General features: G+C 68.9%; 29 protein-coding genes, 1 pseudogene and 1 riboswitch. Of the genes and pseudogenes, 19 read left to right on the top strand and 11 right to left on the bottom strand.

All coding sequences use genetic code 11. The features are described 5' to 3' along the window. Nucleotides 1-98 precede the first annotated feature (98 nt). The 3 genes and pseudogenes from EV385_RS02195 to EV385_RS34770 all read left to right on the top strand — a co-directional run bounded on the left by EV385_RS02195 (nucleotide 99) and on the right by EV385_RS34770 (nucleotide 1,166). A complete protein-coding gene (locus tag EV385_RS02195; RefSeq protein ID WP_130507925.1) occupies nucleotides 99-626 on the top strand; it encodes an O-acetyl-ADP-ribose deacetylase in 528 nt (175 codons plus the stop codon). A gap of 38 nt (nucleotides 627-664) precedes the next feature. Beyond that, nucleotides 665-916 (top strand): annotated as a pseudogene (locus EV385_RS02190) (DDE-type integrase/transposase/recombinase); the annotation flags it as partial. A gap of 22 nt (nucleotides 917-938) precedes the next feature. Then, a complete protein-coding gene (locus tag EV385_RS34770; protein ID WP_130507924.1) occupies nucleotides 939-1,166 on the top strand; it encodes a helix-turn-helix transcriptional regulator in 228 nt (75 codons plus the stop codon). 64 nt (nucleotides 1,167-1,230) lie between these two features. Here the strand turns inward: EV385_RS34770 and EV385_RS02180 are convergent, their stop codons facing one another. After that, on the bottom strand, nucleotides 1,231-1,701 hold the full coding sequence (locus EV385_RS02180; protein WP_130507923.1) for a hypothetical protein: 471 nt from the start codon (nucleotides 1,699-1,701) through the stop codon (nucleotides 1,231-1,233). Between the two features lie 963 nt (nucleotides 1,702-2,664). Between EV385_RS02180 and EV385_RS02175 the strand changes: the two genes are divergently transcribed. Together EV385_RS02175 and EV385_RS36005 are read left to right on the top strand one after the other, a co-directional pair. Then, nucleotides 2,665-4,311, top strand: a complete 1,647-nt coding sequence (locus tag EV385_RS02175; RefSeq protein WP_130507922.1) for a hypothetical protein — start codon at nucleotides 2,665-2,667, stop codon at nucleotides 4,309-4,311. A 6-nt stretch (nucleotides 4,312-4,317) separates the two neighbouring features. After that, on the top strand, nucleotides 4,318-4,524 hold the full coding sequence (locus tag EV385_RS36005; RefSeq protein WP_423203006.1) for a TrmH family RNA methyltransferase: 207 nt from the start codon (nucleotides 4,318-4,320) through the stop codon (nucleotides 4,522-4,524). A 110-nt stretch (nucleotides 4,525-4,634) separates the two neighbouring features. Here the strand turns inward: EV385_RS36005 and EV385_RS02165 are convergent, their stop codons facing one another. Beyond that, a complete protein-coding gene (locus EV385_RS02165) occupies nucleotides 4,635-4,907 on the bottom strand; it encodes a hypothetical protein (protein WP_130507921.1) in 273 nt (90 codons plus the stop codon). Between the two features lie 822 nt (nucleotides 4,908-5,729). Between EV385_RS02165 and EV385_RS02160 the strand changes: the two genes are divergently transcribed. Further along, nucleotides 5,730-6,014: a hypothetical protein gene (locus EV385_RS02160; protein ID WP_130507920.1), complete on the top strand. Its 285-nt coding sequence runs from the start codon at nucleotides 5,730-5,732 to the stop codon at nucleotides 6,012-6,014. A 299-nt stretch (nucleotides 6,015-6,313) separates the two neighbouring features. After that, nucleotides 6,314-6,458, top strand: a riboswitch (cyclic di-AMP (ydaO/yuaA leader). Nucleotides 6,459-6,463: 5 nt separating this feature from the next. Then, the gene (locus tag EV385_RS02155; protein ID WP_130507919.1) at nucleotides 6,464-7,039 is read left to right on the top strand and encodes a LysM peptidoglycan-binding domain-containing protein; all 576 of its coding nucleotides are present in this window, start codon (nucleotides 6,464-6,466) and stop codon (nucleotides 7,037-7,039) included. Between the two features lie 223 nt (nucleotides 7,040-7,262). Here EV385_RS02155 and EV385_RS33710 read toward each other — a convergent pair whose 3' ends face one another. The 3 genes from EV385_RS33710 to EV385_RS02140 form a co-directional block, all read right to left on the bottom strand. Further along, complete coding sequence (locus EV385_RS33710; RefSeq protein ID WP_165449327.1) at nucleotides 7,263-7,658, bottom strand: hypothetical protein; 396 nt, start codon at nucleotides 7,656-7,658, stop codon at nucleotides 7,263-7,265. 311 nt (nucleotides 7,659-7,969) lie between these two features. Next, the gene (locus tag EV385_RS02145) at nucleotides 7,970-8,389 is read right to left on the bottom strand and encodes a PLD nuclease N-terminal domain-containing protein (protein ID WP_130507918.1); all 420 of its coding nucleotides are present in this window, start codon (nucleotides 8,387-8,389) and stop codon (nucleotides 7,970-7,972) included. A gap of 237 nt (nucleotides 8,390-8,626) precedes the next feature. Next, entirely contained in the window at nucleotides 8,627-9,091 is a 465-nt protein-coding gene (locus EV385_RS02140) for an Lrp/AsnC family transcriptional regulator (protein WP_130507917.1), read from the bottom strand. Between the two features lie 131 nt (nucleotides 9,092-9,222). Between EV385_RS02140 and pdhA the strand changes: the two genes are divergently transcribed. The 5 genes from pdhA (at nucleotide 9,223) to EV385_RS02115 (ending at nucleotide 15,532) form a co-directional block, all read left to right on the top strand. Then, entirely contained in the window at nucleotides 9,223-10,311 is a 1,089-nt protein-coding gene (gene pdhA, locus EV385_RS02135) for a pyruvate dehydrogenase (acetyl-transferring) E1 component subunit alpha (RefSeq protein ID WP_130507916.1), read from the top strand. Continuing rightward, entirely contained in the window at nucleotides 10,311-11,327 is a 1,017-nt protein-coding gene (locus tag EV385_RS02130) for an alpha-ketoacid dehydrogenase subunit beta (protein WP_130507915.1), read from the top strand. The genes pdhA and EV385_RS02130 overlap by 1 nt, the downstream gene beginning before the upstream one ends. Further along, nucleotides 11,327-12,622: a dihydrolipoamide acetyltransferase family protein gene (locus tag EV385_RS02125; RefSeq protein WP_130507914.1), complete on the top strand. Its 1,296-nt coding sequence runs from the start codon at nucleotides 11,327-11,329 to the stop codon at nucleotides 12,620-12,622. The genes EV385_RS02130 and EV385_RS02125 overlap by 1 nt, the downstream gene beginning before the upstream one ends. After that, on the top strand, nucleotides 12,619-13,326 hold the full coding sequence (locus EV385_RS02120) for a lipoyl protein ligase domain-containing protein (RefSeq protein WP_130507913.1): 708 nt from the start codon (nucleotides 12,619-12,621) through the stop codon (nucleotides 13,324-13,326). The genes EV385_RS02125 and EV385_RS02120 overlap by 4 nt, the downstream gene beginning before the upstream one ends. Before the next feature lie 259 nt (nucleotides 13,327-13,585). Continuing rightward, nucleotides 13,586-15,532: an elongation factor G gene (locus EV385_RS02115; RefSeq protein ID WP_242625217.1), complete on the top strand. Its 1,947-nt coding sequence runs from the start codon at nucleotides 13,586-13,588 to the stop codon at nucleotides 15,530-15,532. Nucleotides 15,533-15,704: 172 nt separating this feature from the next. Here EV385_RS02115 and EV385_RS33705 read toward each other — a convergent pair whose 3' ends face one another. After that, nucleotides 15,705-15,860, bottom strand: a complete 156-nt coding sequence (locus tag EV385_RS33705; protein ID WP_165449365.1) for a DUF6131 family protein — start codon at nucleotides 15,858-15,860, stop codon at nucleotides 15,705-15,707. Nucleotides 15,861-16,173: 313 nt separating this feature from the next. On the opposite strand from EV385_RS33705, the gene EV385_RS02110 reads away from it, so the two are divergent. Both EV385_RS02110 and EV385_RS02105 read left to right on the top strand, forming a co-directional pair. Further along, the gene (locus EV385_RS02110; protein ID WP_130507911.1) at nucleotides 16,174-16,503 is read left to right on the top strand and encodes an STAS domain-containing protein; all 330 of its coding nucleotides are present in this window, start codon (nucleotides 16,174-16,176) and stop codon (nucleotides 16,501-16,503) included. Beyond that, nucleotides 16,496-16,882, top strand: a complete 387-nt coding sequence (locus EV385_RS02105) for an ATP-binding protein (RefSeq protein ID WP_130507910.1) — start codon at nucleotides 16,496-16,498, stop codon at nucleotides 16,880-16,882. Before EV385_RS02110 ends, EV385_RS02105 begins: the two co-directional genes overlap by 8 nt. 6 nt (nucleotides 16,883-16,888) lie before the next feature. Here EV385_RS02105 and EV385_RS02100 read toward each other — a convergent pair whose 3' ends face one another. Then, nucleotides 16,889-18,388: a PP2C family protein-serine/threonine phosphatase gene (locus EV385_RS02100; RefSeq protein ID WP_130507909.1), complete on the bottom strand. Its 1,500-nt coding sequence runs from the start codon at nucleotides 18,386-18,388 to the stop codon at nucleotides 16,889-16,891. Nucleotides 18,389-18,447: 59 nt separating this feature from the next. Beyond that, nucleotides 18,448-18,795 carry an STAS domain-containing protein gene (locus EV385_RS02095; RefSeq protein ID WP_130507908.1) on the bottom strand — a complete coding sequence of 116 codons (348 nt, stop codon included), beginning with the start codon at nucleotides 18,793-18,795 and terminating at the stop codon, nucleotides 18,448-18,450. Between the two features lie 244 nt (nucleotides 18,796-19,039). On the opposite strand from EV385_RS02095, the gene EV385_RS02090 reads away from it, so the two are divergent. From EV385_RS02090 to EV385_RS02080, 3 genes are all read left to right on the top strand, one after another. After that, on the top strand, nucleotides 19,040-19,480 hold the full coding sequence (locus EV385_RS02090) for a hypothetical protein (protein WP_130507907.1): 441 nt from the start codon (nucleotides 19,040-19,042) through the stop codon (nucleotides 19,478-19,480). Beyond that, nucleotides 19,477-19,785 (top strand): winged helix-turn-helix domain-containing protein, encoded by a 309-nt coding sequence (locus EV385_RS02085; protein WP_242624654.1) that lies wholly within the window; start codon nucleotides 19,477-19,479, stop codon nucleotides 19,783-19,785. The genes EV385_RS02090 and EV385_RS02085 overlap by 4 nt, the downstream gene beginning before the upstream one ends. A gap of 91 nt (nucleotides 19,786-19,876) precedes the next feature. Beyond that, the gene (locus EV385_RS02080; RefSeq protein WP_130507906.1) at nucleotides 19,877-20,293 is read left to right on the top strand and encodes a helix-turn-helix domain-containing protein; all 417 of its coding nucleotides are present in this window, start codon (nucleotides 19,877-19,879) and stop codon (nucleotides 20,291-20,293) included. A 95-nt stretch (nucleotides 20,294-20,388) separates the two neighbouring features. Here EV385_RS02080 and EV385_RS02075 read toward each other — a convergent pair whose 3' ends face one another. Both EV385_RS02075 and EV385_RS02070 read right to left on the bottom strand, forming a co-directional pair. Beyond that, nucleotides 20,389-20,751 (bottom strand): hypothetical protein, encoded by a 363-nt coding sequence (locus EV385_RS02075; protein ID WP_130507905.1) that lies wholly within the window; start codon nucleotides 20,749-20,751, stop codon nucleotides 20,389-20,391. 297 nt (nucleotides 20,752-21,048) lie between these two features. Next, entirely contained in the window at nucleotides 21,049-21,771 is a 723-nt protein-coding gene (locus EV385_RS02070; protein WP_130507904.1) for a Clp protease N-terminal domain-containing protein, read from the bottom strand. A gap of 323 nt (nucleotides 21,772-22,094) precedes the next feature. Here EV385_RS02070 and EV385_RS02065 point away from each other — a divergent pair, with 323 nt between their 5' ends. Next, a complete protein-coding gene (locus tag EV385_RS02065) occupies nucleotides 22,095-23,576 on the top strand; it encodes an Ig-like domain-containing protein (protein WP_130507903.1) in 1,482 nt (493 codons plus the stop codon). A gap of 87 nt (nucleotides 23,577-23,663) precedes the next feature. Here the strand turns inward: EV385_RS02065 and EV385_RS02060 are convergent, their stop codons facing one another. After that, nucleotides 23,664-25,349: a phytoene desaturase family protein gene (locus tag EV385_RS02060; RefSeq protein WP_130507902.1), complete on the bottom strand. Its 1,686-nt coding sequence runs from the start codon at nucleotides 25,347-25,349 to the stop codon at nucleotides 23,664-23,666. Nucleotides 25,350-25,413: 64 nt separating this feature from the next. Here EV385_RS02060 and EV385_RS02055 point away from each other — a divergent pair, with 64 nt between their 5' ends. Further along, the gene (locus EV385_RS02055; RefSeq protein WP_130507901.1) at nucleotides 25,414-26,061 is read left to right on the top strand and encodes a TetR/AcrR family transcriptional regulator; all 648 of its coding nucleotides are present in this window, start codon (nucleotides 25,414-25,416) and stop codon (nucleotides 26,059-26,061) included. Nucleotides 26,062-26,122 lie beyond the last annotated feature (61 nt).

The raw sequence follows: 26,122 nt of genomic DNA, 5'->3' as shown, positions 1-26,122 counted from the left end.
ACGCCACCGTATGCAGGTCGCCGCGTAGCATCCTCAATGCTGCCTACTCGCACGGCAGGGCGTTCCTGCCCAAGTTCGAGCCGGAGAGGTGTGATGCAATGCGGATCGAGCTGGTCACTGGCGACATCACGGCCGAACATGTCGATGCCGTGGTGAACGCGGCGAACTCGTCGCTACTCGGCGGGGGCGGAGTCGATGGGGCAATTCACCGCAAGGGCGGCCCAGCGATTCTGGAGGAGTGCCGTGCTTTGCGGGCCAGCCGGTACGGACAGGGACTCCCGGTCGGACAGGCGGTGGCCACCACCGCTGGGCAGCTACCCGCCCGGTGGGTAATCCATACCGTCGGGCCGGTATTCAGTACGGACGAGGACCGGTCCCCGTTACTGCGCAGCTGTTACTCGACATCATTGGCGGTCGCCGCCGGGCTGGAGGCACGGTCTGTCGCCTTTCCGTTGATCTCTTCCGGTGTGTATCGCTGGCCGAAGGAGGATGCCGTCGCGCAGGCCTTGGCGGCGCTGCAAGCGGAGCAGTCCACTGTGCAGGTGGTCCGTCTCGTGCTCTTCGACGAGCCGACCCGTCAAATCGCAGAGCGCGTGTCGCAGACCGCCCACGACGGTGGGTCCTGATGCGGACGCTTTGGCACGCGCGTCCCAAGGCGCGTCCACGCCCGCAGATCGGTACCGCTTTCGTGCACACCGTGGTCGACGATCACTCCCGGGTCGCCTATGCCGAGATCCGTCAGGACGAGAAGGCCGTCACCGCCATCGACGTGCTGCGCAACGCGGTGGCCTGGTTCACGGCCCGCGGCGTCACCGTCGAACGGGTGTTGTCGGACAACGGCTCGGTCTACAAGTCGCTCGCCTGGCGCGACGCCTGCCGCGGCCTCGGGATCGGGCAGAGTCGATCCCGGATTACGCACCTTGGCATAAGGTGGTCGAATGCCTATTGTCATGTGCATGGTAGGCATGCGACTTCATCTCATGGGGGCCGAAGAAATCCGGGTCCGGCTCGGCGGGGTCAGCCGACAACGGACCTATCAGATCACCATCCGAGGCGACTTCCCGGAGCCCATCGCAGATTTGGCCCAGGGAAAGGTCTGGCTTGCCCAGGACGTGGAAGCGTGGATGAGTGCCCACCGCCGCCCGCTGTCGGAGCCGGATGAGTAAGCCGGGGACATCAGGCTCCCGGACGGCGCCAAGAGCGGACGGATCCAGCTGGCCGGGGGCGTGTCTAGAGCGGATCCAGGAGCAGCACGCCGTCTGGTGAGTAGAAGTAATCGCGCGTGTACCGAGCCCAGTCTTCGATCTCCGGGTCTTCCGACTGTGACAACCACTCAGACAGATGCGCGTGCTCGTTGGTGTATCCGTTCTCCAGGAGCCACTGAAGCGTGTCGTCCCGGCCCGCTCCGAAGATGGCCTGGGCGTCGAACCCGATGCCCAAGTCCATGTCGCCCGTGCGGAACTTTGCCCCATACAGGCGAGGCGAGTCCGCGGGATCACCGATGAGGAACAGTAGAAAGGCCGTCACGTAGATCTGCTCGTACTCGTCGCTCTCGCCCATGTCCGCGCCTTCGCGCCACGCCCTTTCGAGGTCGAAGATCTCGCGGAGCATCGCGTGGTAAGGGCCAGGATCATCTACGTCAACCATCCGGAGCGCTTCCCGACGCGAAGCCGGACTCGAGAGGTCCAAAGACTCGGCCATGTGTGCACGCTAGTCGAACGCGCTCACTAGTCGAACGCGCTCACATCGGCACGATCGGACGTCCGTAGCTCCACAGCCGTCGATCACTCGCCGTCGCGCTCGGTCGGCGGCCGGTGAGCGCACGCGGTGTGTATCGCTATGCCGAAGAGGTCGTCGCTAACCTGACGCCATGAGCGACTACGAGCATCGCGCGATCAAGCGGTGTGTGCGGCGACAGGCCGGCACGACGCAATGATGCGACGTCGAGATCCCCAGGCAGTGGAGGATGGGTTGCTCTGCTGCTGGGATATGGCCCAGGAGCACGTTGCCGAGCTGCTGGCTGAGTTCGACCGAAAGGCGGACTACCGTACGCGGTTCCTGCTGCCGGAGCTGATTGGCGAAGCGCGGTTGGACATGGCGTTCGGGCTGCTTGCCACAGAGCTGTTGAACGAGGATGGTGTTCAGCTCACCTGCCGAGCGCGGGCTGCCCTCTGGAGAGCAAGAACGCCCGGCGGCTGCCGATCCGTATGGCCGTGGACTCGATTCAGAGTGGCGGCGCGATGATCGTAGGGACCGAAAATGTCGGGTTGATTCGATCAGAGAAATGTGGAGGGTGCCGCCCCGGCCGGCGCGTCAGGCGCAAGACCAAATGAGGGGTACAGGCCATCCGCAGAGGATCTCCGAACAGATGACAACACTGCCGTGTGAACTGGCCGTGCGATATGGAGATGCTGTGTCCAAGGGCGGTATGCTCGACTCGCTACCCGCTCGCAGTGTGGTGCGGTGCCCTGCGAGTGGGTGGCCGTCCGGACCCCCCGATCCAAATGCCCGATCTTGATTCCCTGCCTTTGTGGATAATCAATAATCTTGGCCGGATAGGATGCAGCGTGAAAGTCATCGATTCTGTTGACGCGCCCGTTGAGTGGGCAGCTTAGAGTTCCCGTGGCCCCACGCCCGCATCGCCGGCTGCCCAGCCGGACGCGAGTGACTCTTGCCTGGTTCCTCTCTGCGACCTGCCTTGCCGTAACGGTCGCCTCGACAGCGCTTGTGCTGGCCGATGCCGTGCCCCTGATCGATCCGGCCTGGACATTGCCAACGCACGGTCTCGCGTTGATTGCCGGTCTGTCCGGGTTGCTGGTTTCGTTGAGATGGTTGGTCTCATTTCAGCGGATGCCATCCCATGTGGTGCATGTGCGGCTGTTGGACGAGTCGATTGATCTGGACCGATCGATGCGTGAACGCCACCTCAGGCTGCTGGCGCTGGCCCGGCGGCGTCACATGACACCAAGGTCCATCACTCGATGGGTCAGCTACGCATCTGACACTCCAGCTCATCCGGTCGACATTGCGCCGGCCTGTACCGCTGTCGCTGCAGCGATTGAGGCGATGCTCAACCTCGACTTCGAGTCCGGAACTCTGGCCTTGGCCTGCGACATGCCATGGCCAGCCGCGATCGCCGTTGGTGCGCAGCTGCCAGTCACCGCCGATCCGCGGTTGGTGGAGCTGACCGGCTGGCCTTCAGGCACCGGTACGGGCGCAGCCGAGGCCTTCTTTACGCTGCCATGGACACCATCGCGGTCGATGGACGCCCTGACGGTAGAGCGTCGGACCTCGCACGACTCCGACGAAGCCGGACGAGTCGGGCTGATTATCGCCCTGACAATGACGCTGCGTCACCTTGACCCGAAGCGGATCTTCGAGGGTAGAGGCGTTACGGAATACCACGTGATCCAGCCACCATGGAGCGTGGATGACAGTGATGACTGGCATACGCATCGTTTCACCACCAAGGACCTTGCTGGTCTGGCGCGCAGGCTGCCTGCAGTGCTTGCGTCGGTAAAACAACGGTGTCGCGACCGGGAATTGGTGGTTGCTGCGGCGATGCCCAGCACCCTCGCCATGGCGGTGGGCTGGGGGCTGGCACACAACGCGACACCATTCTTCGAAAGAACTCTCCTGCTGCAACTTGATTGCGCGAGCAACCTGTTTCGGCCGGTTCGGACACACCCATCGCAATCGGTCGCCCTATCCCACATTCCCGGGCCGCCGAGAAAACTGGTTCATCACTCTGAGGGTGACATCCATGGAAGCGGATCATTTCGGAGTGCGACAGTGGACAGTGAGAGCCGCACCTCTCCCACGGGCCCGACCGGATTAGTGACTAAGGCCTCGGACCATCTCCGACGCAGCGCGGCGTCAAGAACCGGCCTTGAGGAAAGGGAGAGCGGGATGCCAAGCAATCAGTACGATGCCGCCTTGAAGCTCGTCTACTTTGCCGATGTCGGCACGTTCTTCGCATCCGACACAGTCGCGAATGGGGAGCCGTTCGACGTGATCGGAAACGTCGAGATCGGCAAGGAGCTGATGGAGAACGTCAGGGACTTCAAGCTGTACGTCAAGGTTGTGAACCTCAGCAGATCCACCCTTCTGCTGGCCGGTGAGGTGGCTGACACCCTCACTGCTCAGGACGCACCGTACAACGCCGAGCTTCGGCTGAGTTTCCGAGGTGGATGGCACGCCGATGACGGCGATGTCCTGCAAGCAATCGCCTCGTATCGCGTCAATACGTCCCTGTACAACGACTACTCGACCATGAACAGTCACCCGGTGGTCGTCGCGGCCGGCCGCTGACTCCACATGGCCCGGGCGGAGGGGATTCTGGTCCGCCCGGGCGATGGTCAGTGGCTCGGCAGGAGGACCGGGCACGAGGCCGATGGCATTCCGGTGGAGGCCGTTGACCTGCTCGACGCTGTGGTGGAGATCCCCATGATTGGTACGGGGTTGAGCCTCCACGTGGCCGTCGCCGGTTCCCTGGTGCTCTACCGTCTGGCGGGACTGAGGTAGCCGGCCGTTCTCAAAGCCTGGAGCGGTCATTCGCCGACAGGTGCAGCGCCCCCGGGGGAATGCCGCATCCGTGCGGTAGTCCCCAGCGGATCAGATGTGTCGGCTACCGGTCAGGCGCGTAGCTTCGCGAGGGTGCCGGTTGCGACTTGGGTGAGCAGCGTCGTGGCGTCAGGCACGGTGCCGCCACGCGGGATCAGACTGATCTCGAGGTTGAGGTTGCCGTCGTAGGTGGCCAGGTGCGGACCGAGTTGTGGGTCGTCATAGAGGTACGCGCCCTGGCCGATTCCCGACACCTCGGTGATCGAGAACTGCTTCGCCGCGGCGCCGCGCATGCGCTGGTAGATCGGCTCGGTGGACGCGTCGTCGACGAGGTTGATGTCCACGCTGAGCCGGTGTGCACGGTAGTTGATCGAGCAGCGGCTGATCGCCGGGGTGAGACCGCTCGCCGGCTTGGCGCGGGCTGGTCGGTGCGGCCGACCACGGAGGCGATCGCGGCGGCGTCAATGGCCTGGCAAGGATTGCCGGTGAGCTTGTAGACGCCGGGCGCTGTCGACGGCAACGGAGCCGTAGAGGTGGACGTTGCCGCAGCGGCGCTGGACACTGCGGGGCTCGCCGCGTCCCTCGCGGACGTGGGCTCAACGGCACTGCATGCGGTAGTGCCGAGCAGCGCCGCCGTGGCCACCGCGAGGAGCGCCGCGTGCTTGCGTCGGGCCCCTGCGTGCACCGCTGTCGTCGACGTCGGCGACCCTGCGTGTCCGATACCTTCCGTCGTTGGTCGATTCATCTTGGTCCGCCCCGTAAGCACTGAACTCGATCAGCTATCGGGCGACGGTATGGAGGCGACGCGGTTCCCGCTGTCCCGACCGGCCTGGTGTGATCGAAGCAACCTGGCCGCCGCCAGGGCCGAGGGATACCCCGGCATGATGTGATTCGGGTTGATAAGCAGTTGCAAGGCCGATCAGGACGCCAGGCGGCGCATGCTCGGGTCGAGGGGCGGCCGTCCACCACCATTGATCCCGAGCTCAATGAGCAGCGCCACGCCGTGGCGTGCGGCATCAACCAGCTGAAAAGGCAACCGCGCCGTCGCTGCTCACTCGACCGGTTCGCCATGCGACGCTAAGCGACCGCCCTCCTCGCCGCGATCAATGAGCTGGACGCAAGCGCCCGCCGGGGTAGCTGTTGATGCGATGGACCATGATGAGCGCGTGAACAAGCTTCGGGTCGGAGCGCTGCTAGCGCTCACCAGCCTGCCGTGGGCCCTCGCCGCAACTGTGGCGGCCGCCGCCGGCGCCCCCGCATGGACCGTGGTCACCATCCTCGTGCTCGCCGAAGTGAGCTTCTGGATCGGCGTACTCCTCATGGGACGGGCCACCTACCAGGCGGCGCGCGCCCGCGGTTGGCGTGCCGTCCCGGGGGAGTTGTGGTGGATGCTGCGTACCGGCCGCAGCCGGACCGAGGCCGTGCGTAGCGGCGACCCCCAAGCGCTCTGAGGCATCCGGCCGCGTACGGGCGTGTTCGCTCGGTACGCGGACAGGGCGGACCTCCTGGTCCGCACAGGATTGTTGCATCAGTCACGCATCCGTCCACCCGGTACCGGGCGCCTGCCAGACCGAGCGGTGACGGGGACCGGTAGCGGTATCAGATCCGGGTAGCCGTGAGGCCGGCGAACAAGAGATCGATCTCACGATCCGGCTGGATTTCTTTGCGGCTCCACAATTCTCGTGGATACCGTCGCCCGCGTCCGCCAACGCGGGCCCCGCGGGCGGTAACGCCGAATCCAAGCCGCCGCTCGTCGGGCATTCCTCAACCAGGCTTGGAGCGGGGGACCCACTAGTTCTTCGGTGCGCTGCCGCGCGCCTCGGGGTGAAGCCGCAGACCGCGGCCGGGCGCCTCAGCCCGAACCCGACAGCTGACCTCGCAGGCGTGGAGGTTCTCTGTCATGGCACAGTTCCGAAAGCCCACCCGCCTCGTGCTGGGCGTCATCGCGGCCGGTGTCACCGGCGCCGTGACCCTGCTCGGCCCGGCCGCTCCGGCGTCCGCGTCCAGCGTCAACTGGGACGCCATCGCCCGCTGCGAGTCCGGCGGCAGGTGGCACATCAACACCGGCAACGGCTATTACGGTGGGCTGCAGTTCAGCCGCCGTACCTGGGCCGGTCACGGGGGTACGAAGTACGCCCGTACGGCCGACAAGGCCACCCGGGCGCAGCAGATCGCGGTCGCCGAGCGGGTCCTGCGTACCCAGGGCATCCGCGCGTGGCCGGTATGCGGCGCCAAGGCGGGCTCGCCGAAGCATCATCGGGCCGCCGCGCACAAGGCTCGCAAGACGCACCGCACACACGACACCCATCGGGCTCACCGGGCCCGGGTGCATGTCGTACGCGCCGGCGAGACGCTGGCGTCGATCGCCGAGCGGCACCACATCAAGGGCGGCTGGCGCACTCTGTTCCGGCTGAACCGGGGTGTGTTGGGCGGCGACCCGCACCTGATCCGGCCGGGTCAGCGTCTGGCCCTGTGACCGGGGGACGGCCGCCCCGGCGCATCCGACTGGGGCGGCCGTCAACGTCATCGGTGGATGCCCGACCGAGCCGGTGTCATCGCGGGCCGAACTCATGGCGGCCTCTGTCGCCGCGGCACACAGCCACGTCACGCGCCGGTGGCTGCGCGACAAGTCCGCGGATCCGGTGACGACGACTCCGCACACTGAGTCGACGACGGGCGGCCCCGGAGCCGAACGGCGGTTATCCGAAGAAGAACCGGCGGACCTCGGGACGGAAGAGGTTGACCAGGATGCAGGACGCCACCACGAGCAGGATGACCGCCGCAATGCCCGTGAAAGGGCCGAGGATGGAGCCGACGGCGATTGAGAAGCTGACCACTTCCGCGACGAAGGCAAGGATCCAGCCGAGCACCTGCCCTCGGCGGAACATCCAGGCCGACAGCCCCAGGACGAACGGGACGCACACCAGGATCACGTAGACGGTGAGGAACCTGTCGCCACGAGACGGGCCCATAGCGCTGGTCAAGAACTGCATCAGCAGCGTCATGAAAACCAGGACGAGCAGCGTCAGGTACATCTGCAGCAACAGTAGTGCTCGGGTCTGCTCGACGAGGCGCGGCAAGTCCGGTCGGGTCATGGCGAGTGAATGTAATGCAGGGGGGACAGCAAAAAGAAGGGCCGTCCGGCCGGAAAGAATGGTCGAGGCGAGGGCGGTTCAAGGCAATATAAGTTGCCGCACGATACAAATTGAGCCGCTCCGCACTGGGGCCTCTGCAACGTCGATTCGCGAGCCCTGGGCAGGGCTAAGCGCTCAGTTCGGGATCCGAGCAGCCGGTCACGGTGTCACCATCCGGCCCGTCATGGGTGGGCAGCAGCATGGCCGAACTGGGTCCAGGCGCGCGTGGACGCGCCCACCCGGCCGCGCCCTACGCACGCGCCGCGACCGTTCTAGGCGACCAGCGAGGCGGTGTTCTTCCCGAGCGCATTGGCCTTCAGCTGCTCGTATTCGCTCGCGTTGATCGCGCCGGAGTCGAGCAGTGCCTTCGCCGACGCGATCTCCTCGGTGACGCTGCCTCTACCGCCGTTCGACGTGGCGACCGACCTGATGTAGGCCTCCTGCCGCTTCTGCAGGTCGGCCTGGGCGGCGAGTGCGCGGTCGGTCATGCCGCCGCCACGGGCCATCAGATAGATCAACATGCCGAGTATCGGAAGGAAGATGAGGAACAGCGACCACAGGGTCTTGGCCCCACCGCCGAGGTCCTTGCTCCGGAAGAGGTCACCGAAGATCCAGAACAGGCCCATGAACCACGCGAGGAAGATGAAGAACTCGAAGGCGGCCAGCAGGAACGAGCCGTTGTTGTCGAACACGTAAGTGCCCTTCCGGGTCGACGCCGACTGCGTCGGCGGTATGGGGATCGAGGTCTCTCCAGTTCACCGCGCGCTGGTCATCCCGGCCTCATCCGCCATGGGTTACTTACATGTGTGTGGCGACCCGGAAGTCGCCTCAGGCAGCCGTAGCTTCCAGCGCTGGACCCGGAACACCGGCGATGCCCGTCGCCGGGGCCGTGCGAGGGAGGGCAGCGTCGAGCACGACTGACCGCGTTGCTACTCCTCCCACATCGCCGCGGCCGTCGGCGGCTCGAACTCCTCGAAGACCAGCAGGGTCCGCGTGTTGACCACACCGGGCATGCCCTGGATCTCGTCGAGGACCAGCCGGCGCAGGTCGGTGTTGTCCTTGGCCCGGACCAGCAGGATCACATCGAAGTCGCCGCCGACGAGCGCGATGTGTACGACCCCCGGCAGGGTTCGGAGCCGTTCGCCGACGGCGCGCCACTCGGCCTGGCGCAGGTTGACCGTGACGTACGCCGAGGTGCCCATCCCGGCGGCGACGTGGTCGACGTCGGCGCGGAACCCTCGGATCACGTTCGTCTCGCGCAGGCGCTGCACCCGGGCGTAGGCGTTGGCCCGGGAGATGTGCAGCCTTTCGGCGAGCGTACGGATCGACATGCGGCCGTCGCGGTTCAGCTCGACCAGGATCTGGCGGTCGACGTCGTCGAGCGTGCTGGCCACCTGTCTTCCCCTCCCGGCCTGAAGGCCCGTTCACCTGGACGTTTGGCTCTCGAGACGGCGGTCTGGAACGCCATTTTCTCGTTCTTCCCCGTGTTGTGGAACACAAATGGCGATGGTCACACAATTTGCCCATGACATCTGACCCCCGTCGGCTGTTGCCGTCCGCGGACCCGGTCACCCTGATCGATGCACAGGGGCGGCCGGTCGAGAGCTCGTACCCCGTCCCGGACGACGCGGACCTGATCCGGTCGCTCGGGGCTCTGATCACCGCCCGCCGGCTCAACGACCAGGCGTACGCGCTGGTCCGGCAGGGCCGCCTGGCCGTCTACCCGTCCTCGCACGGCCAGGAGGCCTGTCAGGTCGCGGCCGCGCAGGTCCTCACCGCCGACGACTGGTTGTTCCCGACCTACCGGGACACCGTCGCGGCCGTGGTCAAAGGCGTCGACCCGGTCGAGGCGCTGAGCCTGCTCAAGGGCGACTGGCACTGCGGCTACGACCCCTACCAGCACCACGTCGCTCCGCATGCGACACCGCTGGCCACCCAGCTGCCACACGCCGTCGGCGTCGCCCACGCGGCCCGCCTGCGCGGCGAACCGACCGTCGTCATGGCGATGTGCGGCGACGGCGGCACCAGCGAGGGCGACTTCCACGAGGCACTGAACTTCGCCGCGGTCTTCAAGGCCCCGGTCGTCTTCTTCGTGCAGAACAACGAGTACGCCATCAGCGTCCCGCTGTCGCGGCAGTCGGCGGCGCCGTCACTGGCGCACAAGGGCATCGGCTACGGCATCGCCGGTGAGCGCGTCGACGGCAACGACATGGCCGCGCTGCTCTCGGTGCTCGGCGCGGCCGTCGACCGGGCCCGCGCGGGCGAGGGCCCGCAGCTGATCGAGGCGCACACGTACCGGATGCAGGCGCACACCAACGCCGATGACGCGACCCGCTACCGCGACGACGCCGACGTCGAAGCGTGGGTGCACCGCGATCCGATCACCCGGCTGCGGACCCACCTGCGGGAGCGGGGGCTGCTCACCGACGACGTCGACGCCCGCTTCACGGCCGACGCCGAGCGGGTGGCCGCGCACCTGCGCGACGGCCTCAACGCCGACATCACCCCCAACCCCGACGACCTTTTCGAGTACGTGTACGCGAGCCCGACCCCGCAGCTCAAGGAGCAGGCGGCGCTGGTGGCCGACGAGCTGAGCCGAGAGGGAGCGCACTGATGACGGTTCTCGACGCCAGGCCCGTACCGAAGACCGAGGTCCGCACCCTGTCGATGGCGCAGGCACTCAACCAGGCGCTGCGCGACGCGATGGCCGCCGACCCGACCGTGGTGATGTTCGGCGAGGACGTCGGCGCGCTCGGCGGCGTCTTCCGGATCACCGACGGGCTGACCGCCGAGTTCGGCGAGACGCGCTGCTTCGACACGCCGCTGGCCGAGTCGGGGATCGTCGGCATGGCCGTCGGCATGGCGATGAACGGCATGCGCCCGGTCGTGGAGATGCAGTTCGACGCGTTCGCCTACCCGGCGTTCGAGCAGATCGTCAGCCACGTCGCCAAGATGCGTAACCGCACCCGCGGCCGGGTCGCGCTGCCGATGGTGATCCGGGTGCCCTACGCCGGCGGCATCGGCGGCGTCGAGCACCACTGCGACTCCTCCGAGTCGTACTGGGCGCACACGCCCGGGTTGCACGTCGTCGCACCGGCCACCCCGGCCGACGCGTACGCGCTGCTGCGCGAGGCGATCGCATCCCCGGACCCGGTCGTGTTCCTGGAGCCCAAGAAGCTGTACTGGAGCAAGCAGGAGGTCGAACTCCCGGTCCGGGCGCCTGGCATCGGCACGGCGGTGGTGCGCCGCCAGGGCACCGACGCCACGCTGATCGCGTACGGTCCGGCTGTGCCGGTCGCGCTGGAGGCCGCCGAGATCGCCGCCCGGGAGGGCCGCAGCCTGCAGGTCGTCGACCTGCGTTCGATCGTGCCTTTCGACGACGAGACCGTCTGCGCCGCCGTGCGTTCCACGGGCCGTGCGGTGGTGGTCGCCGAGGCGGCCGGGTTCGCCAGCGTCTCCTCGGAGATCGTCGCCCGGGTCACCGAGCGGTGCTTCCACTCCCTGGCCGCGCCGATCCGCCGGGTCGCCGGCTTCGACATCCCGTACCCGCCGCCGAAACTGGAGCACTTCCAGCTGCCCGGCGTGGACCGGGTGCTCGACGCCGTCGACGACCTGCAGTGGGAGCAGTGATGGCCGCCCAGACATTCCGCCTGCCCGACCTCGGCGAAGGGCTCACCGAGGCGGAGATCGTGCAGTGGCTCGTGGCCGAGGGCGACGAGGTGGTCGTGGACCAGAGCATCGCCGAGGTGGAGACCGCCAAGTCGGTGGTCGAGGTGCCGTCGCCGTACGCGGGCCGGGTCGCGACCCTGCACGCGGCGGCGGGCACCACCCTCGCGGTCGGCGAGCCGCTGATCACCGTCGAGGCGCTGGAACCGGCCGCCGCGGCCTACCGCGAGGAGGAGAAGGCCGGCTCCGGCAACGTCCTCATCGGGTACGGCACCTCCGGTGGCGCGACCACGACCCGGCGCCGCCGCCCGCGCGCCCGCACCGCGGCTGTCGCCCATCCGGGCCCCGGACCGCAGCGGGTGCCGAAGGTCATCTCGCCGCTGGTCCGCAACCTGGCCCGCAGCAACGGCATCGATCTGCGTACGGTCGAACCGACCGGCCCTGGCGGTGTGATCCTGCGGGCGGACGTCGAGCGCGCCGTCGCTGGATCCGCTCCCGCCGCATCGCCGTCGGTTGCGCCGCCCCTGTCGGCCGCATCGGCTGCGTCGGGCGGGTCGGCGGTGTCGCCTGCGCCGGGCGCGGGGGAGCGGCGTACTCCGCTCAACGGGTTCCGCAAAGCCGCGACGGCCGCGCTGACCCGCAGCCGCGCCGAGATCCCCGAGGCCACCGTGTGGGTCGACGTGGACGCGACCGAGCTGTGGGAGCTGCGCGAGAGCAACCCGGCAGGCCCGGGGCTGCTCGCCTACATCGCGCGGTTCGTGGTCGCGGGGCTGCGCGAGTTCCCGGTGCTCAACGCCCGGTTCGACGCCGAGCGGCAGGAGATCGTCGAGTACGACCGGATCAACCTCGGCATCGCGGTGCAAGGCGACCGGGGACTGGTCGTGCCGGCCGTGATCGGTGCGGACGCGATGACCACCACGCGGCTCGGCGAGGAGATCCGGCGGCTCACCGCCACCGCCCGTGAGGGACGCGCCACCGCGCAGGAACTGTCCGCGGGCACGTTCACGCTCAACAACTACGGCGGCTTCGGGGTCGACGGCAGTGCCGCGATCATCAACTATCCGCAGGTGGCGATCCTGGGCTTCGGCCGCATCCTGGATCGGCCGTGGGTGGTCGACGGGCAGGTCCGCGTCCGTAAGATCACGCAGATGAGCTTCGTGTTCGATCACCGTGTGTGTGACGGCGGGGTGGCGGCCGGTTTCATGCGCAGCGTCGCCGACGCGATCGAGAACCCGGCCTCGGCGATCGCCCGGCTGTGACGGCGGTACTCCTCGACGAGGAGTTGGCGGGCGGCCCGGCGCACGATGTGGCGCTCGGGCCGCTGCTGCTGCGGCGCGGCCTGGGGGAGGCCCGCGACATCCTGCGGGTGTATTCGCCGGAGCCGACCGCGGCGTTCAGCCGCCGCGACACGCTGCGGCCGGGTTATCCGGGGGCGGCCGAAGCGGTACACCGCCTCGGTTTCGCGCCGGTCGTCCGCCCGCAGGGTGGCAGCCTCGCCGCCTACCACCGGGGCAGCGTGGTCGTCGATCACGTGTGCCGGGCCGAGCAGGCGTCCCCCGAGCCGGTCGAGCGGTTCCAGCGATTCGCGGCGCTGCATGCCGCGCTGCTGGTGCGGCTCGGCGTCGACGCGCGGATCGGCCCGGTCGCCGGCGAGTACTGCCCCGGCGAGTACAGCATCAACGCCGGCGGGATGAAGATCGTCGGCTCGGCGCAGCGGGTGACCCGTGACGGCTGGCTGTTCAGCACGGTCATCCAGGTCGCCGGCTCGGACCGTCTCCGCGAGGTGCTGACCGCCGCCTACCGCGAACTCGGCTACGACTTCGAGCCGGCCACCGTCGGCGCTGTCGAGGACGTCGTGCCCGGCGTGACGGTTCCGGTGGTCACCGCGGCGGTCCGGGCGGCCTACGACCTGACCGGACCGGCGGTGAACGTCCCGGCGGTTCTGACAGCGGAACTCAGCTGACCGACGCGGCCCCGGGGCACCGGGACAGCCGCGTCAGAACGGGATCGGTCCCGGGACAAGGCCTGGCCGGGCGACGCCGCCTGGGCGAGAAATTCGGTCGCGGCTGTCGCAACGACCGTGTGAACCTGGGGATCGCCTGCGCCGATGGATCGCCGGCGGGCCGCATGGCCACACCGACCACGACGAGGAGTGACAATGCGAGCGACTTCCACGCTCCGGACCTTTGACCGTCCTACCGTGGAGTTGCGCCTTGTCCTTGGTGAACCTCGGAATCGTCGCCCATGTTGACGCCGGAAAGACCAGCCTGACCGAGCGCCTGCTGTACGAGGCCGGGGCCGTGTCCCGGCCCGGAAGCGTGGACGCCGGAACGACGCGGACCGACTCGATGGAGCTGGAGCGTCGGCGCGGCATCACCATCCGGGCGGCCGTCACGTCGATCAGGCTCGGCGATCTGAGCATCAACCTGCTGGACACGCCGGGTCACCCCGACTTCATCGCGGAGGTCGAGCGGTCCCTGGCCGTGCTGGACGCCGCCGTACTCGTGGTGTCGAGCGTGGAGGGCGTCCAGCCGCAGACCGTCGCGATCTGGCGGGCGCTGCGCCGCGTCGGCGTGCCGACGGTGTTCTTCCTCAACAAGGTGGACCGCCGCGGCGCCGACGTCGACCGGGTCCTTTCCCAGGTACGCCAGCGGCTCGCGGCGCAAGTGGTCATGCTCACCACAGTCACCTCTCCGGGCGAGCGAGACGCCCGGGTGCGGGCCATCGGCCTCGACTCCGAATCGGTCGTGGAGGCGGTGGCGGAGGTCGACGACGCGGTGGCGGCCCGGTGGCTGGCGGGCGAACGGGCACGCATCCGTGACGTACGGATCGCGATGCGGCACGCGGTACGCGGCGCCGCGCTCAGCCCGGTGGCGTGCGGCTCGGCGATCACCGGAGCCGGAGTGCCGCACCTGCGCCACATCCTGACCCACCTGCTGCCGCGCTGCGACGAGCGGGACGGCCCGCTGGCGGGTACGGTCTTCGCCGTCGATCGGGACGACAAGGGCCGGCGGGCCTGGCTGCGGTTGTGGTCGGGGAGTTTGCGCGTACGGGACCGGGTGCAGGTCGCCGGGGCCCGGCCGCAGGCGGTGACCCAGATCGCCGTCAGCGAGCCCGCCGGTGTTGTGGTGCGCCCGTCGGCGTCCGCCGGCCAGATCGCGGCGGTCCGCGGCCTGTCGGCCCGGATCGGCCAGCACGTCGGGAGCCCGCCCCGGCGGAACGCGTACCGGTTCCCGCCGCCGACCCGGCAGGCGCTTGTCGAGCCCGTCGACCCGGCGCAGCGGCTGACGATGTTCGCCGGTCTCGCCGAGTTGGCCGACGAGGATCCCCTGGTGGATCTGCGGCTCGACGAGCAGCAGGCGCAGGCGGTGATCCGCCTGCACGGCGAGGTCCAGAAGGAGGTGGTGGCCGCACTTCTGGAGGACCGGTACGGCGTCCGGGTCAGATTCTCGAGCACCCTGACGGCCTGTATCGAACGGGTCGTCGGCACCGGAGCAGCCGAGGACCGGGTCAAGGAGCGCGGGAACCCGTACCTGGCCGGGCTCGGGTTGCGCATCGACGCCGCCGAGGTGGGACACGGGATCGAGTTCCGTCCGGGGATCGAACCGGGCCGGCTGCCACCGGCGTTCATCGCGGCCACGGAGCAGGGTGTGCGGGCCGCTCTCCGCCACGGCCGCCACGGCTGGCCGGTCACCGACTGCACGGTCACCATGACGTCCTCGCAGTACTGGCCGCGACAGAGCAAGCCGCACCAGAAGTTCGACAAGTCGATTTCGAGTGTGGCGGCGGACTTCCGCAACCTCGCCCCGGTCGTGGTGACCGCGGCGCTCCGCGAGGCCGGCACCCGGGTGTGCGAGCCGATCGAACGGTTCGACGTCAACCTCGCGCACCACACGGTGGACGCGGTGATGGGGCTACTCGGCCGGCTCGGAGCGGTCGTCCACGACACTTCGGCCGCTGGCGGGTATCTCGAAGTGAGCGGCGCGCTGCCGTCGTCGCGGGTACCGCAGGTCGTCGCGGCGCTTCCAGACCTCACCGGTGGCGAGGCCGTTCTGACCACGCACTTCGACCACTACGCGCCGGTCACCGGCGAGGACCCGCCGGTGCTGCCCCGGCGCGGACCCGACCCCGGCGACCGGGAAGGGTGGTTTCGTGCCGTACCGCGATAGGTGTCGAACGGTGGCGCGAGGCTGGGTAGGTCGGAGGCTGGGAGGCAGGCGGGCCCGCCTCGAGGGGTGACGCTCGGCCAGCACGGCGCAGGGGCGCCCACCGGTTCGGCGGGCGCCCCTGCGCCGAGGGGACACGGGATCACGTACGACGAGACGGGCCCGTGGCGGGCGATCAATACCAGTATCTGCGACCGCCGATCGGGCGACCGACCGCGCCCAGGATCCAGAACACGGCACCGACGATCAGCAGGATGATGCCGATCGTGTACAGGATCGATACATGCAGGAATATGCCGAGCAACAGGAGAATGAGGCCGAGGATCAGCATGGTTAGCTCCGTTCTCGCTGCGGTGTCTCCGAGCGCGGTCGGCAGATACCCAGCGCCGTCCTCCACCAATCACGTTCTCGCGGGGCCGTGAGAATCATCCACGATGGTGGCGAGGCCATGGCTGCGCGTGATCGACGCCGTACCAAGCCTCATGAACGGCCCAGAACCCACCGAACAGCGACGCGCCGGGTCGGCGGCCACGCCGCCAGGGTCGCGGCGGAGCCGCTGAGGCGTTGGTCTCGGCGACTCCTCGCAACGCCGGATGACATGATGGGCTGGCAGGCTGTTCCTGGGTAGGAAGGTGCGGCGGTCCATGGCGAGTTTCGAAGCGAGGACGGCCGCCGGGGAGGGTCGGGTCACGGTGGTCCTGAGCGGCGACTGCGACCTTACGGCCCGCGACCAGTTGACCCACGTGCTGCTGGACGCGGTAAGCCGCGAGAAGGCGGTGTTCGTCGATGTGGCGGAGGTCAGCTTCTTCGACTCCACGGGCGTGCACGCCCTGGTGACCGCCCATCATGCGGCGCGCGGCCGGAACGGTCGGCTTTTTGTCGTCAACGCAGGGGGAGCGGTCGCCGCGGTACTTGAGCTGACCGGGCTGGACGCGCTGCTGCGGGCCCCGGCCGAAGGGCATCGCCATGCCTGAGCAGCCGGTTGACGCCGCGGGCATGACGTACTCGGAGCCCGACGACCTGCGTTCGGTCCGCGTTTTCGTCTCCGAGCGGGCCCGGGCGCTGGGTATGGCGGCCGAGCGGATCGACCTGCTCACTATCGCGGTCAGCGAACTGACCACCAATACCCTGCAGCACTCGGGCGGCGGCGGGCACATCCAAATCTGGGCCGACAACGGCCACCTGTTCTGTGATGTGGTCGACGGCGGCGGTCCGCGGGCGTTCGGCCGGGCGATGCCGTCCGCCGAGGCGTTCCGTGGGCGGGGCCTGGCCATCGTGGAGCGAATCTGCGACTCGGTCCAGACGCTCGCGGTGCCGGGCGGCACGCTGGTCCGGCTCTGCCTCAGACTCTGACCGGCTTCACTTGTCGACGAGTACGGCCAGGGTGCAGGTGTCGTCGTCGGGGCTCGGCGCATGCAGCAGCCGGTGGATGCGGGGCAGCGGATCCATCCCCGGCTCGGCGGAGACCGAGCTCAGGTGGGCGCGTACCTCGGCGGCGCGCTGAGCGACGTCGCCGCGGCGCTCCATCAGCCCGTCGGTGTAGAAGAGGATCAGGTCGCCGGGGTGCAACTGGGTGGTGGCGACCGGGAAGTCGATCTCGGTCTCGGCGCCCAGCAGCAGGCCGGGCGGCCGCTGGAGTTCGATGTTGTGCCCGTCGCGGCCGAGCAGCGGAGCCATGTGGCCGGCCCGGGCCCAGGGCAGCAGCCGGGTACTGGGGTCGTAGACGCCGATCACCGCGGTGCCGGTGATGCCCAGCTGGACGCAGAGGAGGTTCAGGTGGTGCAACAGCAGGCCCGGGTCGCGGATGCCCACTGACAGCCACGCGACCAGGGCGAATCGCAGATGGGCCATGCCGCTGGCGGCCTCCAGGCCATGCCCGGCGACGTCGCCGACGGCGAGGGCGACCCGTCCGTCCGGCAGCGTCTGCGCGTAGTACCAGTCGCCGCCCACCTGCACGGCGCTCTCCGCCGGCAGGTAACTGACCATCGCCGCCATGCCGTCCAGTTCGAACGGGCCGGCGGGCACCGGTTGGATCATCTGCTGCAGTTGCCGGGCCAGCCGGTGTTCGGCGATCGCGGTCAGCTCCCGGACCCGGACCTGGTCGCTGAGCCGCTCGATCTCGGTGCGGGAGGCGACCCGGGCAGTCACGTCCTGTACCACTGCGTAGATCTTCACCTGCTGGCCGGCGGCGTCCCGCGCCAGGTTGGACAGGATCCGCAGGTGCTTGACCGCGTCGCCGATCCGGAACCGGACGGTGACGTCCGAGGCGGCCCCGACGTCCAGGGTCTGCCAGGCTGCCTCGGCGATCCCGCGGTCCTCGGGCAGGACCGCGGCAGCCTGCTCGGTGCGGGGCAGGGGGCCGTCGGCGGGGTCGCGCTGAAAGATCCGGTACATCCCCGGGGACCACTCGGAGCGGCCGGTGGTCAGGTCGTACTCCGCCCAGCCGAGACTGCCGAGCAGCTCCGTGCTCTCCAGCCGGCGACGGTGCTCGTCGATCCGCTGCCACCAGACCAGCAGGCCGCCCAGCACCCGCTGCACACTGACCTGGAAGCGGGATTCGGCGACCACGCCGGGACGGGATTCCTCGAACCGGAAGTCGTCCATCGTCGCGGGCGCGCCGGTCCGCATCACCTCCAGATAGAGCGTCCAGAGCGGGCCACCCACCATGGACGGGTACAGCTCGCGTAGCCGGCCGCCGAGCCGTTGCGTGCCGCGGCCGTAGATGTCACGGATCTGGTTGCTGGTCGCGGCGATCCGGAAGTCGGCGACCGTGCCGTCGTCGTCCGCTACCGGCAGGAGCCAGGTGCAGCCCGCGGGAATCGCCGCGAGCAGCTCCCGAACCACGTCCTCATCGGCCACCTTCGCAGCCTAGCGGTCCGCGGACCGCTCGCACGGGGCCGACGAGCCGGGGGCGACGTTCACTGCTCCTGCAGTAGGAAGAGGTCGGCGATGCCGCAAATGCTCAGGACCTGGCGGACGATCTCATGGGCCGGGTGGATTTCCAGCCGGGCGCCGAGTTGTTCCGCGCGGTCGCGGCACTGGATCAGGGCACGAACACCGGACGAATCCAGGAACGTCACGTCGCTCATGTCCAGCACGAGGCGGTGTGGGCGGCTCCGGCGCAACACGTCCGTCACGACGGTACAAACCTGCGACTCGCTGACCATGTCGATCTCGCCGGTGATTGTCACGACCGTGGCGGCGCTGGTGGGTGCCTCGACCTCCACCAGCAGGGGCGGGGCGGGCGCAGCGGGTGGGAATGTCATGTCACGCCTTCCGGCGTCGGGAAGTCAGGACCTTGTGCTGACCGCCTCTGCGAACCGAGGCAGTGCCGAGAAGACGAGCCTGACGAAAGACCGGCGAACCCGACGTCGTGCGTACGGCTCCCACGCTACGCGGTCCGCCCCCGATCCGGAACGTCGCTTGTCCCGAGTCTGCGAGCTGCGTGGCCGGGCCGATCCGACTCGGCAACTAGTTGTCAAAGTGGAAACTAGTTGCTAGCTTGGTGGAATGAGTGGTCCGGCTGTCCCGGAGAGCGACATGAGCGGCAACGTCTTCGACAAGGCGCAGGCCCGCGCCGCGCTCGACGCCGCTGAACAGGCACGTACCGCGGGCCGTCGGACCGCCGGCCGTTGGGCCCGGCGCTACCTGCTCGGCTTCGGCGCGGTGTCTGCTGGCTCCGTGCTGGCCGTGTGGACTGTCTCGGCGTGGGTGTCGTCCGCGTGGTGGGGAGTCTGGTACGCGCTGCTGGTCGGACTGTTCGCGTTCTGGCTCCGGCGGCAGCCGGTCCGGGCGATACCCCGGCGCGTGCAACTGGTGACCATCCTGGCGTGGTCCGTGGTGTTCGGCCTGACGATGGCGGTCGGGATCGACTACCCGCTGGCGTATCCGATCGGCGCCGCCGCCGGCTTCTCGGTGTGGGCGGCCGCCGCCTGGTGGGTGGGCCGGTGACCGGAGCGCATCCGCGCCATCGCCTCGATCCGCTGATCCACGCTCCGATCCGGCTGTCCATCATGGCCTATCTATCGGAAGTGGACCGGGTCGAATTCGCCCTGGTCCGCGACGCGGTGGAGCTCACCGCGGCGGCGCTTTCCAAACAGGTCTCCATGCTCGAGGAGGCCGGCTATGTCACCGTCGAGAAGGGCTACGTGGGCAAACGGCCGCGCACCTGGCTCGCCCTCGCGCCCGCCGGCCGGGACGCGATGGCTCGCCACCTCGCGGCGTTGCGCGCCATCGCCGACGGCCAGTCGCGCTGACCGCCGCTCACGGGAGCACGACACTCCACCGTTCCCGCAAGTGCCTTAAAGTTACGCATCTTCCACCTCAAAGCTCTGTTACGGTACGACGATGGTGCAGGAGCTGTACTCGGTGGAGCAGGTCGCTGAGCGGCTCGGCCTGCACGTGCGGACGGTTCGCAACTACGTCCGCGACGGGCGCCTCAAGGCCGTACGGATCGGCAAGCAGTACCGGATCGCCCGCGCCGACCTGGAGGCGCTCACCGGCGGGCCGGTGCTCGCAGCGCCGGAGAACGGCCCGGGCCGTGCGCGAAGTGTGGAAGTCTCCAGCGTGGTGGACATCGACGCCGTGGGGCGCGCTACGGCGGACCGGGTAAGCAACACCGTCATGGCCGCGGCCGAGGGGGCCAGGGTCCAGACCCTCTACGACGAGGAGCGCGCCCACCTGAAAATCGTCATCTTCGGGGAGCCCGCCGCGACCGCCGCGATGCTGCACATCCTCGACACCCTCATGAAGGCGGACGCCTGATTCGCCGATGGCCTTGTCGCTCTACCGCCACCGAGCTTTCCTGCCGTCAACGATGTGCGGCTTGGCGGCAGGCGTTGCGGCGCGGTTGCCCGGCCCTACGCCGCTGCCGCATGCCGGATGACGGTTGCGAACTTTCGCCCGAGGACGATGACACCGACCGCGATTCCCACGGCCAGGACGGCGGCGGCCGGTGCCCCGTTGACGGCGACCAGTAGGCCGGCCAGAGCTGTCGCGAGTGCGGTGCCTTTGGACAGCGTCTGGCCGGTCATGGTGACCGCAACCAGGACTCGCATGCGCGCCGGCAGCGTCGGACCGCTCCCGACCGATCGGTACGCCAGCGCGGCGCCGACGACGTACAGCGACAGCGAACCGCTCAGGCCCAGGACGGCTACGAAGATGGGTACGGCGAACAGGGTGCCGCCGATCGCCAGCTTCGCGGTCATGGCACTGGCGGCCACGGCGCACAGCAGGAGCGCTGCGGACAGTGCCGTGACAAGGAGGCACGTCCGCCTGGCTGCCACACGGGACGCCGTACCCCGGGCTTGAATCAGGGCCGACCACCGCCGGGACTCGTCCCGGATAGCGGCGATGGCGTCGGCTATCTGCTCGTCTGTCGACCTCGACACTGTCGCGCCTCCCCGCTGCTCGACCCGCGCACGGTTCGCCACACTACCGTGAGCGTGCCCATGCGGATCCCGCCGTGACGGCATACCGTCTCGCAGGTGCGGCGAACGGCACGGGGAGGGCCGTGACGCCTACGGTGCCGGTGACTCGGCCAGGGCGGCGATGATGGAAGTCTCGGCGGTGGCCTTGTCGATGCCGAGTCCGGCGAGGACGCCCGCGCCGTCTTCGAGTTCGAGCAGCGCGAGCAGGATGTGTTCGGTGCCCACGTGGTTGTGGTTCATCCGCAGCGCCTCCCGGAAGGTCAACTCCAGGCCCTTCTTGGCGTGTGCGTCGAACGGGATGAGCGCGGGCACCGGCTCGGCTGCCGCCGGCAGCGTCGCGATGGCGGTCCGCCGGACGTCGTCGAGTGACACTCCTTGCGCGACGATCGCGCGGGCGCCGAGCGATGTCGGGTCCGCCGCCAGACCCAACACCAGATGAGCCACGTTGATCTGGCCGTTGCCCCGGGCGCGGGCCTCTTCCTGCGCCGTCACGACGACCTTCCTGGCCCGGTCGGTGAAGCGGCTGAACCCCTGACTGGCGTCGAGGTCCGGTGCGTCACCCTTGGCGACGAACCGCTTCTGCGCCGCTTGTTTGGTGACGCCCATGCTGCGGCCGATCTCCGTCCAGGAAGCGCCGGAGCGGCGCGCCTGGTCCACGAAGTGCCCGATCAGATGATCCGCGACGTCACCGAGGTGGTCGGCGGCCAGTACCGCGTCGGTGAGCTGATCGAGGGCGGCGGAGTGGGTCTTCTTGATGGCTTCGATCAGGTCGTCGAGCCGGATCGAATTGGCGATGGGTTGAGGCGTCGTCATGCGTCAACCATAAGTTGACGCATGATGGAAGTCAACTCTAGGTTGACGCCGTCAGCGAGAGCTCCAGGGTCGGCTACCTCATCTCAGGCTTCTTCGAGCGACGCAGGTACGCCGCCAGCGGCACGGCGCTCAGCACGACGAAGGCGACATTGAAGAGCCGTTCCCGGCCCTCGGAGCCGAGCCCGGGGTTAGGCGAGGGTGGCGATGGCCTCGGGCACGACCAGCGTGACGCCTGACCAGAACCCGTCACCGAAGGGATGAAGCCGATCCGAGTCCAGCTCACATATGCTGCCGCGGCACAACGGGGCTAGGGAGTTGGAAAAGTGACGCGTAGCAACAGCGTGGTCGCCGTACGCATCGGGGCGATCGTGGCCGCACTGGCCACGAGCATCGTGGCCCCGGCGTCGGCCGAGGCGGCAGAGCCGGACCCGGCAGCGCCGGTGATCTCGGACGTGGGCGTCGCCGCCGGTGAGCGGGTCAACAAGACCGTCACCATCCGACCGGTGGTCTCAGATGACGTGGCGGTCACCAAGGTCGAGTTGCGCGTCAATCACCGTCTGGTGACCTCTTCCGTGTCGGCGCCGTGGACCCTCAGCTGGGACACGCGCAGCAACTCGAACCAGGATGTCCTGGTCGAGGTCACCGCGCACGACGGCGACGGCCACACGACGACTGCCGCCACCACCGTCTTCGCGGACAATTCCGCCCCGGTTGTCGATATTCCGTGGGGGGACCTGAGCACGCAGAGCCGGTTCAACAGCTTCACCGGCGTCGTACCGGTCACCTTCACCCCGCGCTCGGCGAACGACCAGGACGTCGTGCGCGTGGTGCTGTCCATCGGCGCCACCGTCATCGGCACCACCAGCGCCGCGCCGTGGACCGTCGACTGGGACACCACCGGCTACCAGGGCCCGGTCACCCTGTCCTGGTCCGCACACGACGCCTCCGGCAACGTGCGTACCCTGACCACGCACGCCTGGGCCGACCACGCCGGTCCCCAACTGAGCGCGGACTTCACTCTGGTCGACGGCTACATCAACGCCCGCGACTCGGTTTTCGTCGACGCGCGGGACCCCGCCTGGATCGGCAAGGTCGAGCTGCTCGTCAACGGCACCGTGGCCAACACCGACACCAGCGGGCAGTTCCCGCGATACCTGCCGTGGGACCGCGGTGCGGCCAACGGCCCGGCCACCATGACGATCCGAGCGAGCGATGGCGTCGGTAACGTCACCGTGTTGACCCGCACCGTAACCGTCGACAACGACGCGCCCGTGGTCACCGCGACCCCGCCCGCTGGAGCCAAGGTCCGCGGCGTGTTCACCGCCCGCCTCACCAGCGTCAAGGACGCCACGGGCCCGGCCTACATGCTGGTGCGACTGGACGACGGCACCCGCTACTTCACTGGCCGGGCGCCGTGGTCGCTGAGGGTTGACACCAGGAGCTACTCCGACGGCCCGCACACGCTTTCCTTCGACGTTCGCGACAAGGCCAACAACCAGACCCTGGTGCGCCGGTCCGTGACCGTCGACAACACCGCACCCTCGATGCGCATCACCAAAGCTCCGAAGAACCGGAGCAAGCTCCGCCGTGCCGTCGCGATCACGGCGAGCGCGCAGGACCGGTACGGCGTGAACCGGGTGCAGATGCTGGTCAACGGCAAGGTCGTGGCCACCGACCGGACGTCCGGCTACGCATTCTCGCTGACGCCGCATGCCAGATACGGCAAGACGTTCACCATGCAGCTGCGCGCCTACGACCAGGCCGGCAACGTGCACTACAGCAGCAAGCGCACGTACCGCCGCTGACCGCCGGAACACCGGACGTGACCCGAGCGCTGACCCTGCTTGGGTGGCCGCGCGTCCCGGCGAGGTTGGGCGCGAGCGGGGGACGGATCATCCGCGGCCCGCTGATGCGTTCCTGGTCGTGACGCCGGCCCGGTCGCGCAGCGGGGAACTCGGTTTGGACGCGGCCAGCGGGTCCCAGTCGGGGCCGACCGGAGTGAGCTTGGACGGGTCGGCGATCACGGCACCGGCTTTGACTTCGGCGCTGAGCGGGCGGCGAAGGATCGCGCCGGCCGTGCCCAGGCCGCTGCAGACGGCGCCGACGATGCCGTTGCCCCAGGTGGTGCTGGCACCGGTCAGCCATAGACCGCGGATTTCGGTGCGCGGGCCTGGTCGGCGTGGTCCGATCTGGTCGGCGGCCATTTCGATGCCGTAGCTCGAGCCGAGGCTGGACAGCGTGAACCGCTCGTGGGTGACGGGGCTGGACGCCTCCCGCCAGACGATGTGCTGCCGCAGGTGGGGGATCACGGTGCTGGCGCGGTCGATCAGGTGCTCGGTGAGGCGTTCCTTGAGCTCGAGGTAGTCCGGGTTCTTGCGGTACCCGTCGACGCTGGGCCAGAACGTGCCGTGCGGGGCGAGACACATCACTTCGAGAGTGCTGTGGCCGGGTGGGGCGGCATGCGGGTTCCCCGGGTCCTTGGTGGTCGCGGAGGTGAGGAAGATCGGCAGTTCGTCCGGGATGCGGCCCGCGTAGGCGGCGCGGTACACGCCCTCCACGTCGGTGTGCGGGTAACACCAGTACGTGCTGTTGGGCAGTTGGTCGGCGAGGTCGATGTCGAGCCCCAGGTAGACACTGAACAGCGGGAGCGCCATCCGGTACTTCTCCACTCGGGTGACGGTGCCCGGGGCCAGGTGTTCGCGGCCGACGAGGTCGAGGTAGGTGCGCTTGAGGTCAGCGCCCGAGACGACGATCGGGGCGTGAATCGTCTCGCCCCCGGCGAGTTGGACGCCGACCACGGCTCCGTCCTCGACCAGGATGTCGGTGACGCGGGCCTTGGTGCGTACCTGACCGGCGTGGGTCTCGATGACGTCGATGAGATGGGCGGGGAGGACCTGGCCACCGCCGCGTGGGTACCACGCGCCACCGGTGAGGTAGTGGTCGAGGAAGCCACCGTGCAGCGCGACCGATGTTCGGGACGGAGGCGCCCCGTAGTCGCCGGATTCGGCGACGATCACCGCCCTGGCCAGGGGGCTGAGCCGGCATGCGGCGAACAGCCAGGTCAGCGGCAGTTGTCCGACGGTGGTGACGGTTGGTGCCGTGCGGGCGAAGCGCAGCAGACTGCGTACGCTGCGCCCGGGCAGGACGGTGCTACGCAGTTCGGTACCGATCCGCCGCAGGATGCCGACGCAGAGCCGCAAACCGCGCTTCTGGTCGGGGAACGCCTCGATCAGCCGGGCCAGGTAGGTGTCCCAGTCGCTGGGCACCCGGAACGTGAGGTCGGGGAACACCAGCGTGGAGTGCCCGTCGGGGTCGAGTTGGCGGAACTCGACCCGGCCGTCCAGGCCGAGGCCGCGCAGTGCCGTCGTCATGCGTCCGCCCGGGTGGCATTCGCCGATGTAGTGCATGCCCACGTCGAACTCGTACCGGTTTCCCTTGCGGCGGAAGACCTGGCTGCAGCCGCCCGCGACCTGGTTCTGCTCGAGTACCAGGGTGCGCTTTCCGGCGGCGGTGAGGTAGGCGGCACAGGTGAGCCCGCCGAGGCCGGAGCCGATGACGATCGCGTCCCAGTCGTTCATGACGACACCTCCGCCAGCACTATAGCGCCTGCTATAGCAGTTGCTATAGCGATAGTGTTGCGCGGTGACCGAGCGTCGTGGCAACCCCGCCGTGCGGGTACGCCTGCTGGAGGGCGCCGCCCGCCTGCTCGCCGAGGAGGGCCCCTCGGCGCTCACTCTGCGCCGGGTAGCCACGGAGGCCGACACGTCGACCATGGCCGTGTACACGCATTTCGGCTCGATGGCCGACCTCGCCGATGCGGTGGTTGCCGAGGGCTTCGCCCGGCTGGGCGCGCTGCTCGCCAAGGTGCCGCGCACGGACGACGCGATCACCGATCTGGGCGGGCTGGGCCGCGCCTATCTGGCCAACGCCCGGCAGAACCCGCATCTGTACGCCGTCATGTTCGGCACCGCCTCGCTGGGCCGTTACCGCCCGCAGACCACCGACGAGCGAGAGCGCGGCCGGTACACGTTCGACGAGATCGTGGAGGCGTCCCGCCGCGCCGTGGAACAGGGACGGTTGAAGCCGGCGGAGCCGCGGGCGATCGCCAGCCAGTTGTGGACCGCGGTACATGGCTACGTGACGCTCGACGTCGGTGGCTACTTCGGCGACGACGGCGTCGAACACGTCCTGGTGCCGATGTTCGTGAGCCTGCTCAGCGGCCTCGGCGCCGACCCGGCCGCCGCACTCGCGTCGATCAAGACACTGGCGACGACCCGGGCACAACGTTGACCGTCGGCTCACGCGTCAGTGGGTTGGCAGGTCGCGGCGTTGTCCGGCCCGCTGCGGACAC

This window comes from Krasilnikovia cinnamomea (assembly GCF_004217545.1).
Taxonomy (GTDB): Bacteria; Actinomycetota; Actinomycetes; order Mycobacteriales; family Micromonosporaceae; genus Actinoplanes; species Actinoplanes cinnamomeus.
Note: the sequence above shows the minus strand (reverse complement) of the source record. Positions and strands in the feature narration are given on the sequence as shown.

Bases quoted from the DNA above. Each gene is read 5' to 3' on its own strand.
- EV385_RS02155 (WP_130507919.1), top strand. From the start codon at position 6,464: ATGGCACAGTTCCGAAAGCCCACCCGCCTCGTGCTGGGCGTCATCGCG.
- EV385_RS02090 (WP_130507907.1), top strand. From the start codon at position 19,040: ATGAGTGGTCCGGCTGTCCCGGAGAGCGACATGAGCGGCAACGTCTTC.
- EV385_RS02095 (WP_130507908.1), bottom strand. From the start codon at position 18,795: ATGACATTCCCACCCGCTGCGCCCGCCCCGCCCCTGCTGGTGGAGGTC.
- EV385_RS02070 (WP_130507904.1), bottom strand. From the start codon at position 21,771: ATGACGACGCCTCAACCCATCGCCAATTCGATCCGGCTCGACGACCTG.
- EV385_RS02130 (WP_130507915.1), top strand. From the start codon at position 10,311: ATGACGGTTCTCGACGCCAGGCCCGTACCGAAGACCGAGGTCCGCACC.
- EV385_RS02110 (WP_130507911.1), top strand. From the start codon at position 16,174: ATGGCGAGTTTCGAAGCGAGGACGGCCGCCGGGGAGGGTCGGGTCACG.
- EV385_RS02105 (WP_130507910.1), top strand. From the start codon at position 16,496: ATGCCTGAGCAGCCGGTTGACGCCGCGGGCATGACGTACTCGGAGCCC.
- EV385_RS33705 (WP_165449365.1), bottom strand. From the start codon at position 15,860: ATGCTGATCCTCGGCCTCATTCTCCTGTTGCTCGGCATATTCCTGCAT.
- EV385_RS02060 (WP_130507902.1), bottom strand. From the start codon at position 25,349: ATGAACGACTGGGACGCGATCGTCATCGGCTCCGGCCTCGGCGGGCTC.
- pdhA (WP_130507916.1), top strand. From the start codon at position 9,223: ATGACATCTGACCCCCGTCGGCTGTTGCCGTCCGCGGACCCGGTCACC.
- EV385_RS34770 (WP_130507924.1), top strand. From the start codon at position 939: ATGCCTATTGTCATGTGCATGGTAGGCATGCGACTTCATCTCATGGGG.
- EV385_RS02080 (WP_130507906.1), top strand. From the start codon at position 19,877: ATGGTGCAGGAGCTGTACTCGGTGGAGCAGGTCGCTGAGCGGCTCGGC.
- EV385_RS33710 (WP_165449327.1), bottom strand. From the start codon at position 7,658: ATGACCCGACCGGACTTGCCGCGCCTCGTCGAGCAGACCCGAGCACTA.
- EV385_RS02125 (WP_130507914.1), top strand. From the start codon at position 11,327: ATGGCCGCCCAGACATTCCGCCTGCCCGACCTCGGCGAAGGGCTCACC.
- EV385_RS02180 (WP_130507923.1), bottom strand. From the start codon at position 1,701: ATGGCCGAGTCTTTGGACCTCTCGAGTCCGGCTTCGCGTCGGGAAGCG.
- EV385_RS02195 (WP_130507925.1), top strand. From the start codon at position 99: ATGCGGATCGAGCTGGTCACTGGCGACATCACGGCCGAACATGTCGAT.
- EV385_RS36005 (WP_423203006.1), top strand. From the start codon at position 4,318: ATGGCCCGGGCGGAGGGGATTCTGGTCCGCCCGGGCGATGGTCAGTGG.